Genomic DNA, 17,429 nt, shown 5'->3' on the forward strand with positions numbered 1-17,429 from the left:
ATCGTTGCAAAATTAAGAGAGCCTGAAGATAGTCCTACCCCGAGAATGGCTAACGATTCTTTGGGTAGGTCTTTTGAAAAACAGGCTCTCTCTATCCTATCAGTGGATCGTATTGATTTCGTCTATTTTACCTTCTTTGATTTCTTCTGAAGGTTGGAGCAGAATCATGTCCCCTTTATTAAGCTGTCCGAATATTTCGGTTAAACTATCCCGTCGGATTCCTTCCTTGATGGCAATTTTTTTAATCTCGTTATTACTGTTCAAGGTAAATATAAAGGTTCCTGCCTGTGAGGTGATAATACTTTTCTGGGGCACCCATGCTGTTGCTGCAGCTCTTTTCAGCTGCAGCTTTACTTGTGCATAATCTCCGCCCTGTAATTGTCCATTTGCATTAGCAACATCAAATTCGATCTTGAGTGATCTGTCTTGTTTGTCCAATAGGGTAGATGACCTTGATAATTTGGTTTCAAAAGTTTCTCCAGGCCTGGAACTGACCGTAAATGTGGCCGGCATGTCCTTGTAGATTGACGCAGCATGTTTCTCCGGCAAAGACAGGGTCAGTCTGAGCTGGTTACCCTGGGCTATTGTAAATAATGGAATGTTGGAATTTGTACCTGCCAAAGCACCTATGGAGACATTTCTATCCGTAATAATCCCATCGAAAGGGGCGGTTATATGGAGATATCTTTGTAGCTGCGCTGTGCCTGCAGTCTCTGATTTTGACGCTTGGTACGCTGCCCAAGCACTTTCCATGATGCTCTTACTTTTTTCCAGTTCAATATCGGCTACTGCGCCCACTGTTTTTGACGCTTCACTGAGCCGGTCATAGGTTTGTTTTGCAAATAGGTAATCACTATGCAGCTTTTGTTCATCAGATCGATTGGAATTCAATTTTTGATCCATTTCAGGAGCCTCCAATACAGCGAGCAGCTGCCCCTTTTTGACCTGTGATCCCCGGTCAACGAGGAGCTTTTTGACAAAGCCCGTGACCTTGGCATATACAGCTACCTGCTCATATGGAAGTAATTCTGCTGGAATAGTAATCTCATATGCCGGATTGTCAAATTTAATAGGTGTTGTTTTAGGAACTTTCACCTTGGCCTGTTCTGTCTTTACAGCTGTTTCTGCTGTCTTTTGTGGAGAACAGGATGCTCCAGCAAAAGCAACAATAAGGAATAATATTAGCTTTAAATTTTGCTGCGTTGGATTCAATATGCTTGTGTTCATTTTATGTGATTATTTTTTTGTAACTGGATTATAGTACCGGCTTGTTGCATCATCTGGATCAAGTGAGGGACTGTGTACTTTTGTATGTGCTAAAAAAGAGGCAAAAAAATGCGGAATCAGTAGTAAGATAGTTATGGTAGAAGCGACTAAGCCGCCTATTACTGCCCTGCCCAGTGGAGCGACCTGCTCGGCTCCATCACCTATACCGATAGCCATGGGTAGCATTCCTGCGAGCATCGCTGCGGCAGTCATTAGGATAGGTCGCAGACGGGAAGATGACGCTAATCGTGCTGAACTGTAGGTGCTTAAAAGAAATCCTTTACGGTAGAATTCGGCTTGGTTGACCAGTAGGACTGCATTGGATACAGAAACACCGATGGACATGATTATGCCCATGTATGACTGTAGGTTCAGTGTACTTCCGGTGACGAATAGCATAATGAGGCTTCCGGCGATTACCGCAGGTAGTACAGATAGGATTATCAGTGGGATTTTAAACGATTGATAATAAGCTGATAGCATGAGGAAAATAACAACAATCGCCACGGCAAGACCGGCCAATAAACTTCCTAAAGTCTCATTGAGTAACTGTAATGTACCTTCAGTCCATACACTTATACCACGGGGTGGAGTACCGGCATCTTTGATGGCCTGATGGACTGCTTTGGCAGCTGTCCCAAGATCCTTTTCATAAATATTGGCCAATAAGGTGACATATCTGTTTGGCCCTTTGCGGTTTACTTGAGCTGCGGTTGTCACACGGCGCAATGTTGCTACGTCTTCCAGGACAGGTCTTGTGCTTCCTTTTTTTAGGGGAAGTGACCGCAATTTTTCTTCTGATGACATGACCCCTTCCGGAATTTGTACCTGTACCTGAAATACTAATCCCGATTTGGGATCTATCCAGAGATTTTTATCTGTAAATCGAGTCGATGAAGTTGCTGTTACAAGACTTCGTGTAATATCTTGCATGGTCAGACCAAATTGCCCGGCAAGGTCCCGATCAACTTCGATTTCTAAGGTTGGATAAGCCATAGGCTCAGCAATTCGTATATCGCGCAGATAGGGGATTTTTTTGAGGTTATTTTCAATCTTGGAGGCAAATTGAAATGCCCCATTGACCTGCGGAGCACCAACTTTGACTTCAATTGGTGTCATTGATCCCTGCCCCATAATTTTTTCGGTGAGCTCCATGGGCTCAAAATTGAAGGCTATCTCGGGGTGGTTTTGCTTTATCGTATTCCTGATTTTTTCCTTTAGTAATTCCATGGATCCACGATATAGCTGCTGATTGATAGCGATTTGTAAGACAGCTTCATGGGACGAGTTTGTAAATAGAAAAATCGGGTTGATTGGGGATCCCGCAGGTTGGGGACCTACAAAGGCGGAAGAGATATTAACCCCATTTTTTGGGAGCTCCTGGCTGATTGCAGCTGTTATTTGTTTGACAATTTCTTCCGTTTTTTCTATCCGGCTTCCCTGGGGTGCTTGGATGCGGATCTGAAACTCGCCACTATTGGAGACGGGCATGACATCTGTTCCGACTGTCCGCAATAACAGGATAATAACAGCAGTACAGATCAATAGGTAGAAGGCCAGTAACATTCCTGTATGTTTGGTCCATTTGCGCATCCGATAAGAATAATTGATTCTAAATTTTTCGAAGAAAACCCTTTTGCGTGCTGTATTGGTATCTCGCTGGTGTTTGTCTTTCATCATCCAGTTAGCTAGGATCGGCACAAATGTCTGTGATGCAATAAAAGAGGCAATCATGGCAAAGGCTACAGCCATTGACAGTGGCATAAACATATCCCTGGGAATTCCTGTCATGATCAATGCAGGAGTCAGTACGGCCAGGATACAAAGCAAGATCAAAAGCTTAGGGATAGATATTTCGAGTAAAGCATCCATAATCGCCCGATGTTTTTGTTTTCCCATTTCCATATGTTGGTGGATATTTTCAATGGTTACTGTTGCCTCATCGACGAGGATACCAATGGATAATGCGAGACCACTCAGGGTCATGATATTGATTGTCTGGCCAAAAAGATACATAACGGTGACTGCCGCTAGGATAGCAATAGGTATTGTCAAAACAACGATGATTGCACCGCGTGTATCACCTAAAAATAAAAGGATCATGAGACCAGTGAATACCGCACCCAATAGCCCTTCATGTACCAAATTGGAGAGGGACCTTTCGATATACTTAGATTGGTCGAACTCGTAGTTGATCTGGACATCTTCAGGGAGCATACGCTGTAATTTGGGAAGTGATTCTTTGAGATTTTTTACGGCTTCTAATGTGGAGGCATCTGCCTTTTTGATAATTGGGAGATAAACCGAACGTTTTCCATTGATCAATGCATAACCAGTTGTCTGGTCGGCAGCATCTGTTACGGTTGCAACATCCCTTATATAAAGCGTTCGTCCACCGTTTGATTGGATAGGGGTATTCAGAAATTCTTCGGGACCACGGGCAATCGAGTTGATTGGGGCCATGAGATTTTCATCATCGATGCGGATATTTCCAGCAGGTGAGGGGAGACTGTTTTTGGTGATTGCTGCAGTAATATCTTCTGGACTTAGGCCATTGGTTTGCAGCAGTTCGGGATTTACATTGACCACAATGGATCGTGCATTTCCGCCAAAGGGTGCAGGAGCAGTGATCCCCGGGATCTCCACAAACATCGGTCTGATCTTGGTGAGTACCAACGTTTGTATTTCATTGATGGATCTTTGATCACTTTCAAAGACCAGTTGCCCGACAGGGAGGGAGCTGCCATCAAAACGGACCACAATAGGCGGGACTGCCCCCGGGGGAAGAAATCCCATGGCTCGGGAAACCGATGCGGAGACTTCGCCAGCAGCCTGTGACATATTGGTGCCGGGATAAAAGGTCAGTTTCATCATGGTCAATCCCTGAATGCTCTTGAAATCTATGTTTTTCACCCCACTGACAAACAGGAGGACTTTCTGAAACTCATTGGCCATAAAACCATCCATATAGGCTGGCGAGAGCCCACCGTAGGGCATGGCAATATACATGGCCGGTAGCTCGACCTGTGGAAATATATCCACATTTATTTTCTTGATCGTGCTGTAAGAAAAGAAGACGATCGCAAGTACGGCCACCATAATTGAGATCGGTTTTCTTAATGCAAATCTGATGATATTCATTCGATAAATAGATTTATAAATTGTTAAACAAGAAATTAAAATCTGTTGTCAGCACAGCTTCATAGGCAATCAGCAACCAATATTGTTTGGCGGCTTCAAGGTGGTTATTTTCAGCATTCTCCAGGAGCTGTCTGATTTGCAAGAGTTCACTCAATGCAATCAGACCGCTTTTATACCTTGCGAGATACATCTCATAGGCTTTTTCTGCCTGTTTCATTGCAGTAAGTGTTTTGCTGATTTGTTGAAATTGCTGTGCAATTTTTGTGCTGGCAGCCTGAAGATCTGCATGCATGGTTATTTCATATGCTGAAAACTGCTGCTGAATACTTTGAGCATCTTTTTGAAAGGCGCGACTTTTCAGACTGTTTGTTTTCAGTGCGGTGATATTCCAAACAGCGCCAATACCAAAAAGGTAGTTTCCTGTTGTATTGGAGAAACCTGCCTCCCAACGATCTGATACATGACCGCTCGGATGAATACCAGTCCCACGAACAGCATAACCGCCCAACAAACGGACAGCTGGCAGTGAAGCACGTTTCTGCACAGTACTGCTAAGTTGGTAATAATCCATCTGTTTTTGCAAGACCGCCAGCGCAGGATGGGAGACAGTAATGGATTTGGTACTGCCATAAGCATCAGACGTTGGTTTGGAAAAACGTATCAATGATGCAGTATAATCCAGGTCTGGACTGCCGTACAGTTCCGTAATCTTAATCATTGCCGCATCTTTTAAGCCAGTAAAATGGTCGTTGTCAGCCAAGGACTGGTTATAGGAAGAGAGTGCCAAGAGACTGTCTGCTGCTGGTCGTAGACCTGCTTTGGAAAGACTGGAAGTGATCCGATGGATATCATGGAGACGCTGCAGGTTTTTATTGTTCCAGTTTAATTTTGCCTGGTTATATAACAGTGTTATATAACGTTCGGCAAGAGATCTTTTGAGATCCAATAGGTAGACAGCTTGTTCATTTATATGCTTATCTGCAACTGCTTGGGCCAATTCATATTCTTTTTGTCGTCTTCCAAAGGTGAAAATTTCCCATTCTGCGGTTGCAGAGCCAAAAGTATTCGCCGCAACGGAAGAGCCTGTTGATGTGGCGGTAGAGCCGGAGACATTGAAGAAACCTGCTTGGGGAAAAAATGCCCCTGCTGCTCCTTCAAATGTGCCATAGGTATTCTGGGCTTGCACCTTAACCTGCGGTAGACGGTTTGTTTTGACTGCTCTGGCATGTGTTTTCGCTGCATCTACAGCTGCACTCTTCGCGTGAATTCCAGGGTAATTGTTTTCTACCCTTGGCCAAAGACTGCCCAAGGTATTGCCGCTGTTCTGCTGTCCATAACTGGAAAGAGCAGAACTAATAGCTGTCATAAAAAATACAACAGCCATGTGACGTTTGATCATAGTAAAATAATAAGATGATGATCGACCGAAGGACCGATCAATGTTGTGAAAAATGATAAATACAAAATGCCCATTGGAGAATATCCAACAGGAAATCAGATTTCAGTCGAGATATTAAATGATCAATTTGCGATCGCGGAGGAAGATAGGAAGAGTGTCTTGGATTTTGATACTCTTGTAAAGAGGGGGAATGTCTTCTTTGATCCGAAACTGGAAGAAGAAGAACGCCAGAGCGGTTAAAATGACTGCGGGAAGAAGATTGTTACCTTGCAATCCTGCTTTTTCATAGATCGAGGCATCAGTCAAGATGGAGCTTGAACAGCTCTCAAGGCTTGTACTGATAAAGTGACCTTTATTGTTCGCAACCTGTTCTATTTTTGGAGGCACACCCATTAAGGTTTTGATGCCTGTTTTGATAGGACAGGATGAAAGAAATAATAGAATAACCGCTCCGATAGTAAGCGCCAGTCTTACTATTGAATTCATGCTATTTTTTCTTTTTTGATCCATATAGTTGCGAATTTATAAATATTCGGCTTGGAACGCAAATAAGTTTCATTTTTTCAAGGCAATAAAATAATAATGGGAAGGATGGAAGTGGATGGGTGAAGATGTTTGTTTTTAATTTATATAAGTTATTTATTTCTTTTAATGGTGTGTTGTTTCCTTTTAGTATTCTGTGTTAATAATACACGATAACGTTTTCGTTTGTTGCGCAATCGATTGTTGGGATTTGTTGAAACATTTACTTCTATATTGGTCATAGATTATAATCCTATTAATAATTTTTTAACAAATTTTTAAACTGGAGTCATTTTAACATTATTCATAAACTTAATTTTGAAAACCAATGAGAAAAAACATCTTTTATGTATTTGCGGTCTGCTTTGTTAGTGTATTTACCTCCTGTAAAAAGGATGGTGGTTGGATGCATCCAGTTGATCCTGATCCGGAATCAGTGGAGCTCGCCATTGCAGATAGTATCCAAACGTTCAAAGTGATGCCTTCGGCGTCGACAGAAACCGATCGGATGCAATTCAGGGGAAATCACAACGATATGCAGGCGACAGGGTTTTATGCTGCCCCAAATAGTACAATAACAGTAACCGTTAACATCAAAGCTGGAACAACAGGTGCCCGGCTTGCTATTGGTACTCCTTTTAGGGATAATATCAGGCCTGTGAGACAGTATTTTGATTTACAATCGGGAACACAATCCTTTACGGTAGATCAATACGGCGGGCTAGTTTATTTAATCTATACCGCTAATAATTATACAACATCAGGTGAGATTGAACTTACTTTCGGAGATGGATTTATTCCTGTTCCCTATTTTCAAAAAGGTAAAACAACACATGATCAATGGGTAGCGACATTGGACTCCCTGAAGAACAGTGCTCCGGATGTGGTATTTTCTTCCGACCGTACAATTATGGTGGCCAACATGGATGAGGCTCTTCTTTATAAGGGGGAGGATCAACAATTGATCGTTGATCGATTGGATTCTATCATTGGTTTTTCAAATCATATTAGTGGCTTGAGTGGTACTAGCGGTGTACATGCCATCCCTTATAATAAACATTTGATCACAGTTAGGGATTCTGCATCTGGAGGATATATGGCAGCAGGTATTGCTATTTATTACACAGAATCATTGTCTTATAGAATGCTGCAGCCTAAATATCTTTCCAACACGAATGGATGGGGTATCTGGCATGAAGTAGGACATACCTACCAGCAAAAAGCTTGGACCTGGAATAATTTGACGGAAACTACTGTCAACGTCTATTCATTAGCAAGTGAGCGCGGTTTTGGTCTACCTATTAGTCGTGTTACTGCAAATAATGCATGGCCAAAATTGGATGCTTATTTCCAAAAGCCTATTACTGAACGTGATTTTAATTCGGGTGACAATGATTTGAAGATGATTATGTTCCATCAATTATGGTTAGCATTTGGTGATGATCTGTATATTAATTTGAGTAAGGCTACGCGTGAAAATCGCCCCAGTTTATCAACAGATGCGGAGAAAATGCGTTATTTTATGCTTTCAGCTTGTCAATTTTCACAGAAAGACTTGTCAGACTTTTTTAGAAAATGGGGTTTCAAGGTTGATGGGTCTGTTTATACAGAGATAGCCAATCTCAATCTTCCGATACCGAACCAGGATGTTACGACATTGAGGGATTAAAATATTATTTTCAATAGTTAGTATGATAGGGTACATGAGCATTCATGTACCCTTTTTATTGAAAACTGATAGTTTAAGGAAAGTCCCATAGTGAGTATCGTGTTGTTATAGGCCTTTACTGTTCCTTTAAATACGCTTTTGGAATTTCTTTAAGAGTAATGCATGTTATTGCTAAAAAGCATAACTTTAATATTGGAAGAGCTCAACTCATCAATTGATTTCTAGATGCTCGATTAGGGGGTGGGATAATTTTGAATATTATTAAACCGATCAAAGAAAAGTCAACATGACGAATGACAAATTAAACATCAGACTTAGACCAACAGAGGTTGAGGATTTAGACATCCTCTTTCAATTTCAACTTGATCAAGAGGCCCGTTATTTAGCCGCATTTACCTCAGAGGAGACAACGAACAGGGGAGCCTACCTGACGAAATACACGAAGTTATTGAATGACCCGACAGTAAACAATCAGACGATTGTTGCCGGTGATGATATTGTAGGAAGTATTGCCAAGTTTGTGATAGAGGGTGATACAGAAATCACTTACTGGGTAGACCGAAATTTTTGGGGACAAGGTATTGCAACTGTGGCACTCACCGACTTTCTTGCCCTTGAAACGATCCGGCCTATTTTTGGGCGTGTTGCATACGATAATATTAGCTCACAGAAGGTTTTAGAAAACTGTGGTTTTGTTAAGGTCGGTACAGACCAGGGTTTTGCAAATGAAAGACAAACGCGTATAGAAGAATTTATCTACAGACTGGATAATTGATCAGGATGCTCAGTGGTGTTAATTTGTTTTAAAGCCCTATTTAAACTGCGTACCGAAATGCCCAGATAAGCTGCTATATCATCTTTGGAAAGTTGAATTTTTTGTCGAGAAATGAGTTTCAGCAATTTGCCTAAACTATGCTCCACTGTATATAATTGCTGAAAAGAAGCCCTGCTTGATGTGTTTACGATACGTTCGGAAAAAACATCGATCAGTAATCTGTTCAATGTAATTTCCTGACTTAATAATTGTTGGAAATAGGGGACTGAAATAGCAAATACAGAGACGTCGGTCAATGCTTCTATTGAGCAGAGGCAAGGGATATTACGTATGCTTTCTATCTCCCCTAAGATTTCTCCTTTGCCAAGAAACTCAACAATATATTCCTTGTCATTTGCTTCCATGAAATAGCATTTGGTGATGCCTTCATGGATCAACATAACCTTGGTTGCAGGTTCGTGCTGAGACAGCAATTTCTGACCTTTTTCAAAGTACCGTATCGTCACATCCTCCTTGCGCAGTTGATTGTCGTAAAGGTTTTGTATATACGCTAAAAATTTCTCGTTGGTTCGTAACATATTTCCAATTTGGGACAAATGTCCTTTTTTATTATTTCTTTGATCTAGAAATTTGCGGTAGAAAATTACAAAATTATGTGGAGAGATAAAATTACGACAGTTGCTTTTGATGCTGATGATACCTTGTGGGTAAATGAACTCTATTTTCAGGAGGCAGAAGAGAAATTCTGTGAGTTAATGGAGCACTATTTGCCACAGCATTCAGTTTCGCAGGAGTTATTTGCCACAGAAATGAGGAACCTGCATCTATATGGTTATGGAGTAAAAGGTTTTATCCTGTGCATGATAGAGACAGCTAGCCGGATCTCCAATGAAAGGGCATCACTGGGACTGGTGAACAAAATCATTTCCATTGGTCATGATCTATTGCAAAAACCCATCGAAATATTACCTGGTGTGATGGAAACATTAGAAAAATTAAGTGGTAAATATCGATTAATTGTAGGGACTAAAGGCGATTTACTTGATCAGGAACGGAAGCTCAAGAAATCCGGATTGGTTAGTTATTTTCATCATATCGAGATTATGAGCAATAAAGAAACCGTCGATTATCAGAAATTGCTGAAACATCTTGACTGTAAAGCGGAAAACTTCTTGATGTTGGGTAACTCCATCAAGTCTGATATTCTGCCCGTGCTGGAACTAGGTGGTTTTGGTGGGCATATTCCGTATCATGTTACTTGGACACACGAACAGCAGGAGTACAATTTGCATCACAGTAATTTTGTCGAACTACAACAGATCAATGAAATTCTGAACTATTTGTAAATGAGCTGTAGACTTTTTTACCTATGCTCATAGCCAAGGAATATCAAGACATAGTAAGGTGAGACCGTCTAATGAATTTGTGATGTTTTCTATGGTTTTTTTAAAGCGTTGTTTTCAATACCCTATTTGTCAATGACCGGCAACAAGCTGATCCCCAGTTCGGTTAAATTGTATTCTACTTTAAGTGGCAGTCCAGGATATATTTTCTTTGCTATGGCTCCGGCAGTTTCAAGTTCACGGAGCTGCATATTAATCACTCTTGGACTTGCATCACTAATTGTGCGATGCAAGTCACTGGGACGTTTTATCCCTTTATGGATACCGTCCAATATACAGGCTTTCCATTTACCACCGAGTATTCTCATTGTGATGACTATGCCACAATCAAGATCTTCCGGAATCTTTCTGCTATACATAATTTATACATTTTTTAATAAATCTACCGAATTTTAAATTCTATAAGGAATCATTTTTCCCTGGGTGAATCATTTTTCCCTTATTGTATATGCAGCGGCTTGTACCCATATTTGCTCTGGAACAAATTCAAGCAAAAAAATGGAAACAGCTACAAAACACATCAGTATTATAGGACTAGGTCCCATGGGTATTAAAATAGCACAGCTCTATCTACAAAAGGGTTTTCAGGTCACTGTATTCAATCGAACAATAGCAAAAGCAGACCAGCTGGTCAAAGAAGGGGCTGTCCTTGCAAGATCAATTAAAGAAGCTATTGCAGCTAGCCCATTAAGTATAGTTATCGTCCATGATTATGCCATTGCTGGAGAACTTTTTTCGTCTGTTGAGGGCGATAATGTGCTATCCGGTAAGACTATTGTCCAGTTAACCACAGGAACCTCCCAGGAAGCACGTCAGAGTGAGCTTTGGTTTACTAGTAAAAATGCCAATTACCTGGATGGTGCAATACAGGTCGCACCCGAACAGATGTCTCAGCCGGATACCACTATACTGTTCTCCGGCAATAAGACTAAATATTCCGAGGTGGAAGACCAATTGAAGATCTTGGGTGGCAACCTAAAATACCTAGGCGCTAAGATCGGGGCTGCTGCAGCCTTAGATACTGCTACATTGTCCTATATCTATGGTGCTGCGATAGGTTTTTTTCATGGAGCACTCATTGCAGAATCAGAGAATTTTGATGTGCGGGAATATGGAAATATTATTGCGGAAATTGCACCGGGAATGGGAGATTTTTTAAAACACGAGGGCGAGGTGATCAGTAGTGGAGATTTTAAGATCTCACAAAGCCCGCTATCTATTTCTGTGGGGGCAACAGAACGAATTCTTGCCATGGCGATGCTGAGTGGAATAAATAGTGAATTTCCCCAGTTTGCAGTAAATTGGCTTCAAAAGGCAAAAGCTGCTGGTTATGAAAACGAAGAGTTTGCGGCAATGATCAAAATGCTGAGGCAAAGTAAATAGTAATTAAACTATTTTTATATCGAGATGTTATATTGGTGAATTATAATCAAGGGAGTTTGACATAATTTTCAACGGAATGATTATGTTCTCTTTTGCAATACCACACTAAATTAGGAATGCATGGCAACAAGAAGAATAGTCGTGAATATCCCGACCGAAAATATGCTAGCGGCGGAGTATTTTTATGGAGAAATTTTGGGGTTACAACCCCTTATGGATATGACATGGATCCGTACTTATGGAAATGATCATCAAATGCAAGTACAGATAAGTTTTCTCAGTGAAGGAGGAGCTGGGACCCCTGTTCCTGACATTTCTATTGAGGTTGATGATGTTGATCAAGTATATCAGCAGATGAAAAAAGGAGGATTTAAGATTATCTATGGTCCCAACGACGAATCATGGGGAGTCAGGAGATTTTTTGTTGAAGATCCCTTTGGAAAGACTGTCAATATTCTTATGCATCGCTGATGTTGGTCACTGGATCGATATACCAAGAAATCGTAGGCACATATTACCGCTGTAAATTAAGGCGTATCAGATTTTATAACATGTTTTTACATTGGTCTACCATCACTTGGCAGACTGTTTTTGTTAATATACCTTAAGGTTTGTTAAATCTTTGTATTGAGGGCCAAAGATTCCTAACTTCAGTTGTTAATGTTATAAACGGAATGCAATGGTTTCTGAATTCATAAAAAATAAGCACCTGGCCAATCGTGCCGGATTTGGAATTAGCCTTGCACAGGTTGAACAATTTGAACATCAAAGTACGGTGGAGGTCTGGAAAGCATATTCGAGGCCACAGCCATTCAAACCTATCGGTTTTGATACTCCCCCTATAGATTTCGAATATGGTGCAGCCGCCAAACTCAATGCTTTAGCGAAAAAGAAAGTACAACAGTTGAACCGACGGCAGAATATTGAAATCAATCTTAATTTTCTGATGGAAATGGTCCACGCCGAAGATCAGTTAAGGGAGAAAATGGCTTTCTTCTGGCACGGTCATTTTGCCAGTCGGGTTGCCAATCCTAAGTTTAGCGCACATATACTCAATGCAATTCGCAAAAATGCCTTGGGAAACTTTAAAGATCTGTTGTATGCCGTATCCAAAGCACCAGCGATGCTCAGTTTTCTCAATAATCAGCAAAATAAAAAGGGCCATCCAAATGAAAATTTTGCACGTGAGGTCATGGAGCTCTTTACGATTGGGCGAGGCAAATATACTGAAGTGGATGTACGGGAGGCTGCACGTGCATTTACTGGCTGGTCTTATAATAAAGAAGCTCAATTTGTTGAACGAAAAAGATTTCATGACCAAGGCCGCAAGACATTTTTAGGAAGAACTGGGCATTTTGACGGTCATGCTATCTTGGATATTATTTTGGAGCAGCCTGCCACAGCAAAATTTATTACAAACAAATTATACCGTTTTCTCGTCAATGAGCAGGTAGATGATGAAATCGTTGATATGTTGAGTAATGGGTTCTATGAATCAGGCTATGACATAGCAAAGTTACTTGATACGATATTTACCTCATCGTGGTTTTATGATCAGAAACATATAGGCCGTAAAATAAAATCGCCGATAGAGCTTATGGTCGGTATTATGCGTGTTTTGCCTATGAAAATAGAAAATCCTGAAAATTTGATCCTATATCAAAGATTGTTGGGACAGATGTTATTATATCCACCAAATGTTTCGGGCTGGCCATCAGGAAAAGCCTGGATTGATAGTTCGACACTTCTGCTTCGGATGCAGATCCCACAGATATGGAGCGGTCTGCGGCCCCTCGAATTCGATGCGCCAAACGACGACGATATTGACATGGGGCTCAAACAAAAAGGACCGTTGGCCAAAGGATTTAAAAATCCTCATATGTCGATCGCATGGGAGCAGGTTGAAGCCGTATTTGCAGCGCGGGAAACATCAGCCATATTATTGCAGAAAGAACCTACCTTTAATCAACGTGCTTTAGAAAAATATGCTGATGGGAGCGCCAAGATGGATATCATTGAGACCATGAGCATTCCTGAATACCAGCTCTGTTAACCTTTAAGCTAAAGACCATGATTATCAAAAGACGCGAATTTCTTAAAGTAGGTTCATTAGCAACAGCATCTATGCTGCTCCCCAATTTTCTAAAAGCAATGGCTTTACCGGGTGCATTGGAACCTGAAAAGAAGATCCTGGTGGTCCTTCAGCTCAGTGGCGGGAATGATGGACTCAATACGATCGTCCCCATGGGCAATGATATCTACTTTCGGGAACGGCAGACTATCGCCGTCAATAATGCACTCAGGCTTACGGATGATGCTGGTATCAATCCTGCTTTACCTTTTTTTAAAGAACTGTTTGACCAAGGTGAGATGGCTGTGCTGAATAATGTCGGTTATCCCAATCCCGATAAGTCACATTTTCGAAGCATGGATATCTGGCACAGTGCTAGCCGTAGTGACGAATATCTAGAACATGGGTGGATTGGGCGGTATCTGGATGAAGCGTGTTATGATTGTGCGCATCCTACTCAGGCTTTGGAAATCAATGATATGCTTAGCCTCGCTCTGAAAGGTGAACGAAACAAAGCTTTCGCCTTTAAAGACCCGAAAAAACTTTATCAAACGAGTCGCGAGGAATATTTCAAATCAATTTATGAACATCATCAACATGATGATGAAACGGTAAGCTATCTTTATCAGACTCTGGGGGCAACGATTAACAATGCTGACTATATTTTTGAAAAAAGTCGAGCAAAGATGACGGCTACAACATATCCCAATTCTGCTTTGGGTAAAGATTTTAAGACCATTGCATCATTGATCAAGTCCGATATCAATACACAAGTATACTATCTTCAGATTGGTAGTTTTGATACCCATATCAATCAACGACAACGACAGGAAAATTTGTTTCATACAATTAATGATGCGGTGAAATCCTTTGTGCATGACCTAAAGAAAAATGGACTTTTCGAACATGTTATGTTGATGACCTTTTCCGAATTTGGGCGGAGGGTATCGCAGAATGCAAGCCATGGCACAGATCATGGTACTGCAAACCAGCTTTTTTTTCTATCAGGGGGACTGAAACAGAAAGGCTTGCTCAATTCACTTCCCGACCTCCAGAATCTGGATGAAGGTGATCTGATTTATGCTGAAGACTTCCGAAAAGTCTATGCTACGGTACTTAAAAACTGGCTAAAGGCAGACTCATCCAAAATATTAGGTTGGAAAAATGGATTATATGATTTTGTCTGAGCCAAATCAATCTGGAATTTTTACCTATTATAATTTCCCTCCAGTTATTAGAGAGGACAGATTTTTTACATTATTCAGCATACAGGTTGTATGTATGTGAAAACAAAATGTCGAAAATATTCTTTATTAACTAGATAAACTTAAAACCATGAACAATTCGCGGAGAGATTTTATAAAAAAAGCAAGTTTGCTCGGTACAAGTATGTATGTCGGGGCCAATGCATTCAGTGCTGCTAGTTATCGGAGAATCATTGGTGCAAATGACCGTATAAATATTGGGGTGATTGGGTTCTCAGACCGTCATAAAGGTGCCCATGCACCATCCTTTCTCGCCGCTTATAAAGAATTGAATTTTGATATTATCGCGGTGAGTGATATTTGGAAATTGCGTCGTGAAGAGGGTGCAAATTTTTGGAAACAGCAGCTTGCGCATGATATTAAGCCATGTGTGAACAATGAAGAATTGTATGCCATGAAAGATGTTGATGCTGTCTTTGTTTCCACTGCCGATTTTCAGCACGCCATGCATGCCATAGAAGCTGTTCGCGCGGGAAAGGATGCTTATGTAGAAAAGCCGCTTGCCGAGACCATGGAAGATGCACGTGCGGTATTAAAGGCTGTCGCTGATAGTAAAAAGATTGTCCAAATTGGCTCACAGCGTCGGAGTGGTATCAATTATTTTGCGGCCAATGATTTTATCAAAAGTGGAAAATTTGGTGATATCGTCATGGTAGAACTTACCTGGAACGTAAATCAGCCTGGAAGATGGCGGAGGCCTGAGTTAGTCGCCAGGTTAAGAGAAGAAGATACTGATTGGAAACGTTTTTTGCTCAACAGGCCCTATGAACCGTTCAATCCAAGGCATTATTTAGAATATCGCCTATTTTGGCCCTATTCATCGGGTATACCTGGTCAGTGGTTATGTCATCAGATTGATACTGTGCATTGGTTTACCGGACTTTCACACCCCCGGAGTGTAGCGGTTAATGGGGGCAACTATGTTTGGAAAGATGGTCGGGAGAATGCTGATACTTTTACAGCTGTTTTTGATTATGGGCCATTTGATGATCTGACCAAAGGATTTCAGGTCCTCTTTAAATCGAGACAGACAAATTCGGGTGTATTGAACGGGGAAGAAGTAAAGGAAATCTATTACAGCAATGGTGGAACTCTTAACTTAGATACCAATAAGATTACCGCTGTTGGTGGTCTCACAGAGCAGTATGCCAGCGTCATGGGAATGCAGGCGAATTTGCTGCCAGAAATGAGTTTAAGTGACGTACGTGTTGGCACAGCTGCCAATACGGGAGGTGATCCTGTTACCATGGCCCATGTACGCAATTGGATGGAATGTGTCCGTCACCGCAGGGAACCCAATGCGCCCGTTATAGCAGGCTACAACCATTCGATCGCTGTTATGATGGCCAATGCTGCCTACCGTACTGGTGAGAAGGTCACGTTCGATGATCAAAAGCAAGAGGTAATTGCCGGTGGAAAAGTATTTAAATATTAACCCAAGCCCAAATATTAATATGAAAAAAATACTATTATTTATATCCATTTTTGGAACACTAATTTCCCTGGCCTATGCCCAGAAAAAGCAAGCTATAAGTGTTTTGCAAGACCAGGTACATCAGGAAGTTGTTGTCCAGGTTGATGGCTTGCCTTTTACTGCATTTATTTATTCCAAAAATCTAGAGAAACCAACGCTGTTCCCTATCATCGCTGCAAATGGTGAAACTATTACTCGTGGATTCCCCCTTGCTCCGCGGGCTAAGGAACCCACAGACCATCCGCATCATATTGGCTTATGGATGAATTATGAAAGTGTGAATGATCTTGACTTTTGGAACAATTCATCAGTCATTGCCCCAGCTAAAAAGAGTAAATATGGCTGGATCAAAACCACAGCCATAACCGAAACTAAGAGTGGGGAAACGGGTGTGATCAAATATACTGCCGATTGGAGTGATATTCGGCAGCATGTCATATTGAAAGAACATAGCACACTGGAGTTTGCCGCCACAGCAGCTTATCGGATTATTGACCGTACTACTACACTTACTGCTGCTGAACCTGTTTCTTTTACCGATGTCAAGGACGGTCTTCTTGGTCTGCGTGTTGCACATGAACTCGAACTGCCGAGCAAAGAAGAACGGAAGTTTACGGATGCCCACGGAGAGGTGACAACGGTAAAGGGCAATGACGATCAAACTGTTACAGGGAATTATCTGACCAGCGAAAATAAACAGGGTGACAGCGTGTGGGGTACACGGGGCAAATGGTGTATGCTCTATGGTCAGAAAGGAAAAGATACGATGAGTATTGTCATGATAGATCACCCCGACAATATTGGTTATCCGACCTATTGGCACGCACGTGGCTATGGCCTGTTTGCTGCTAACCCACTTGGACAGAAAGTGTTCAGTAATGGGGCTGAGGCACTGAATCTGCAATTAGAAACAGGTAAGTCTATTACGTTCCGATACCGTGTGGTGATCGCATCGGGGAAGGAGCGACTGTCTAACAATGAGATCAATAAATTAACGCATGCATTTGCCGCATCCGAAGGTGTAGCTAAAAAAAGATAAAGCTTTAAGACATAAAATTGTT

15 protein-coding genes are annotated in these 17,429 nt (G+C 41.4%); 9 read left to right on the forward strand and 6 right to left on the reverse strand.

Annotated features, from left to right (window positions below):
- Positions 1 to 99: 99 nt before the first annotated feature.
- The 4 genes from HX021_RS18430 to HX021_RS18445 all read right to left on the reverse strand — a co-directional run bounded on the left by HX021_RS18430 (position 100) and on the right by HX021_RS18445 (position 6,292).
- On the reverse strand, positions 100 to 1,227 hold the full coding sequence (locus tag HX021_RS18430) for an efflux RND transporter periplasmic adaptor subunit (RefSeq protein ID WP_286592021.1): 1,128 nt from the start codon (positions 1,225 to 1,227) through the stop codon (positions 100 to 102).
- A gap of 9 nt (positions 1,228 to 1,236) precedes the next feature.
- Complete coding sequence (locus HX021_RS18435) at positions 1,237 to 4,407, reverse strand: efflux RND transporter permease subunit (RefSeq protein WP_286592022.1); 3,171 nt, start codon at positions 4,405 to 4,407, stop codon at positions 1,237 to 1,239.
- A 13-nt stretch (positions 4,408 to 4,420) separates the two neighbouring features.
- The gene (locus tag HX021_RS18440; RefSeq protein WP_286592024.1) at positions 4,421 to 5,806 is read right to left on the reverse strand and encodes a TolC family protein; all 1,386 of its coding nucleotides are present in this window, start codon (positions 5,804 to 5,806) and stop codon (positions 4,421 to 4,423) included.
- Positions 5,807 to 5,920: 114 nt separating this feature from the next.
- Complete coding sequence (locus HX021_RS18445) at positions 5,921 to 6,292, reverse strand: hypothetical protein (protein ID WP_286592025.1); 372 nt, start codon at positions 6,290 to 6,292, stop codon at positions 5,921 to 5,923.
- A 364-nt stretch (positions 6,293 to 6,656) separates the two neighbouring features.
- On the opposite strand from HX021_RS18445, the gene HX021_RS18450 reads away from it, so the two are divergent.
- On the forward strand, positions 6,657 to 7,997 hold the full coding sequence (locus tag HX021_RS18450; protein ID WP_286592026.1) for a M60 family metallopeptidase: 1,341 nt from the start codon (positions 6,657 to 6,659) through the stop codon (positions 7,995 to 7,997).
- 286 nt (positions 7,998 to 8,283) lie between these two features.
- Positions 8,284 to 8,772: a GNAT family N-acetyltransferase gene (locus HX021_RS18455; protein ID WP_286592027.1), complete on the forward strand. Its 489-nt coding sequence runs from the start codon at positions 8,284 to 8,286 to the stop codon at positions 8,770 to 8,772.
- Here HX021_RS18455 and HX021_RS18460 read toward each other — a convergent pair.
- Positions 8,754 to 9,350 (reverse strand): Crp/Fnr family transcriptional regulator, encoded by a 597-nt coding sequence (locus HX021_RS18460; protein WP_286592028.1) that lies wholly within the window; start codon positions 9,348 to 9,350, stop codon positions 8,754 to 8,756. The genes HX021_RS18455 and HX021_RS18460 overlap by 19 nt on opposite strands.
- A gap of 75 nt (positions 9,351 to 9,425) precedes the next feature.
- Between HX021_RS18460 and HX021_RS18465 the strand changes: the two genes are divergently transcribed.
- Positions 9,426 to 10,118: an HAD family hydrolase gene (locus HX021_RS18465; RefSeq protein ID WP_286592029.1), complete on the forward strand. Its 693-nt coding sequence runs from the start codon at positions 9,426 to 9,428 to the stop codon at positions 10,116 to 10,118.
- A gap of 122 nt (positions 10,119 to 10,240) precedes the next feature.
- Here HX021_RS18465 and HX021_RS18470 read toward each other — a convergent pair whose 3' ends face one another.
- Complete coding sequence (locus HX021_RS18470; RefSeq protein ID WP_286592030.1) at positions 10,241 to 10,534, reverse strand: winged helix-turn-helix transcriptional regulator; 294 nt, start codon at positions 10,532 to 10,534, stop codon at positions 10,241 to 10,243.
- Between the two features lie 139 nt (positions 10,535 to 10,673).
- Here HX021_RS18470 and HX021_RS18475 point away from each other — a divergent pair, with 139 nt between their 5' ends.
- The 6 genes from HX021_RS18475 to HX021_RS18500 all read left to right on the forward strand — a co-directional run bounded on the left by HX021_RS18475 (position 10,674) and on the right by HX021_RS18500 (position 17,407).
- A complete protein-coding gene (locus tag HX021_RS18475) occupies positions 10,674 to 11,558 on the forward strand; it encodes an NAD(P)-dependent oxidoreductase (protein WP_286592031.1) in 885 nt (294 codons plus the stop codon).
- Positions 11,559 to 11,678: 120 nt separating this feature from the next.
- Complete coding sequence (locus tag HX021_RS18480) at positions 11,679 to 12,029, forward strand: VOC family protein (RefSeq protein ID WP_286592032.1); 351 nt, start codon at positions 11,679 to 11,681, stop codon at positions 12,027 to 12,029.
- 208 nt (positions 12,030 to 12,237) lie between these two features.
- Complete coding sequence (locus tag HX021_RS18485; RefSeq protein ID WP_286592033.1) at positions 12,238 to 13,611, forward strand: DUF1800 domain-containing protein; 1,374 nt, start codon at positions 12,238 to 12,240, stop codon at positions 13,609 to 13,611.
- A 17-nt stretch (positions 13,612 to 13,628) separates the two neighbouring features.
- Positions 13,629 to 14,816, forward strand: a complete 1,188-nt coding sequence (locus tag HX021_RS18490; protein WP_286592034.1) for a DUF1501 domain-containing protein — start codon at positions 13,629 to 13,631, stop codon at positions 14,814 to 14,816.
- Between the two features lie 148 nt (positions 14,817 to 14,964).
- Positions 14,965 to 16,329, forward strand: a complete 1,365-nt coding sequence (locus HX021_RS18495; protein WP_286592035.1) for a Gfo/Idh/MocA family protein — start codon at positions 14,965 to 14,967, stop codon at positions 16,327 to 16,329.
- A 19-nt stretch (positions 16,330 to 16,348) separates the two neighbouring features.
- Complete coding sequence (locus HX021_RS18500) at positions 16,349 to 17,407, forward strand: DUF6807 domain-containing protein (protein ID WP_286592036.1); 1,059 nt, start codon at positions 16,349 to 16,351, stop codon at positions 17,405 to 17,407.
- The last annotated feature ends 22 nt before the right edge of the window (positions 17,408 to 17,429 follow it).

The sequence above is a fragment of the Sphingobacterium sp. N143 genome (genome assembly GCF_030325625.1).
In the GTDB taxonomy this organism is placed as follows: domain Bacteria; phylum Bacteroidota; class Bacteroidia; order Sphingobacteriales; family Sphingobacteriaceae; genus Sphingobacterium.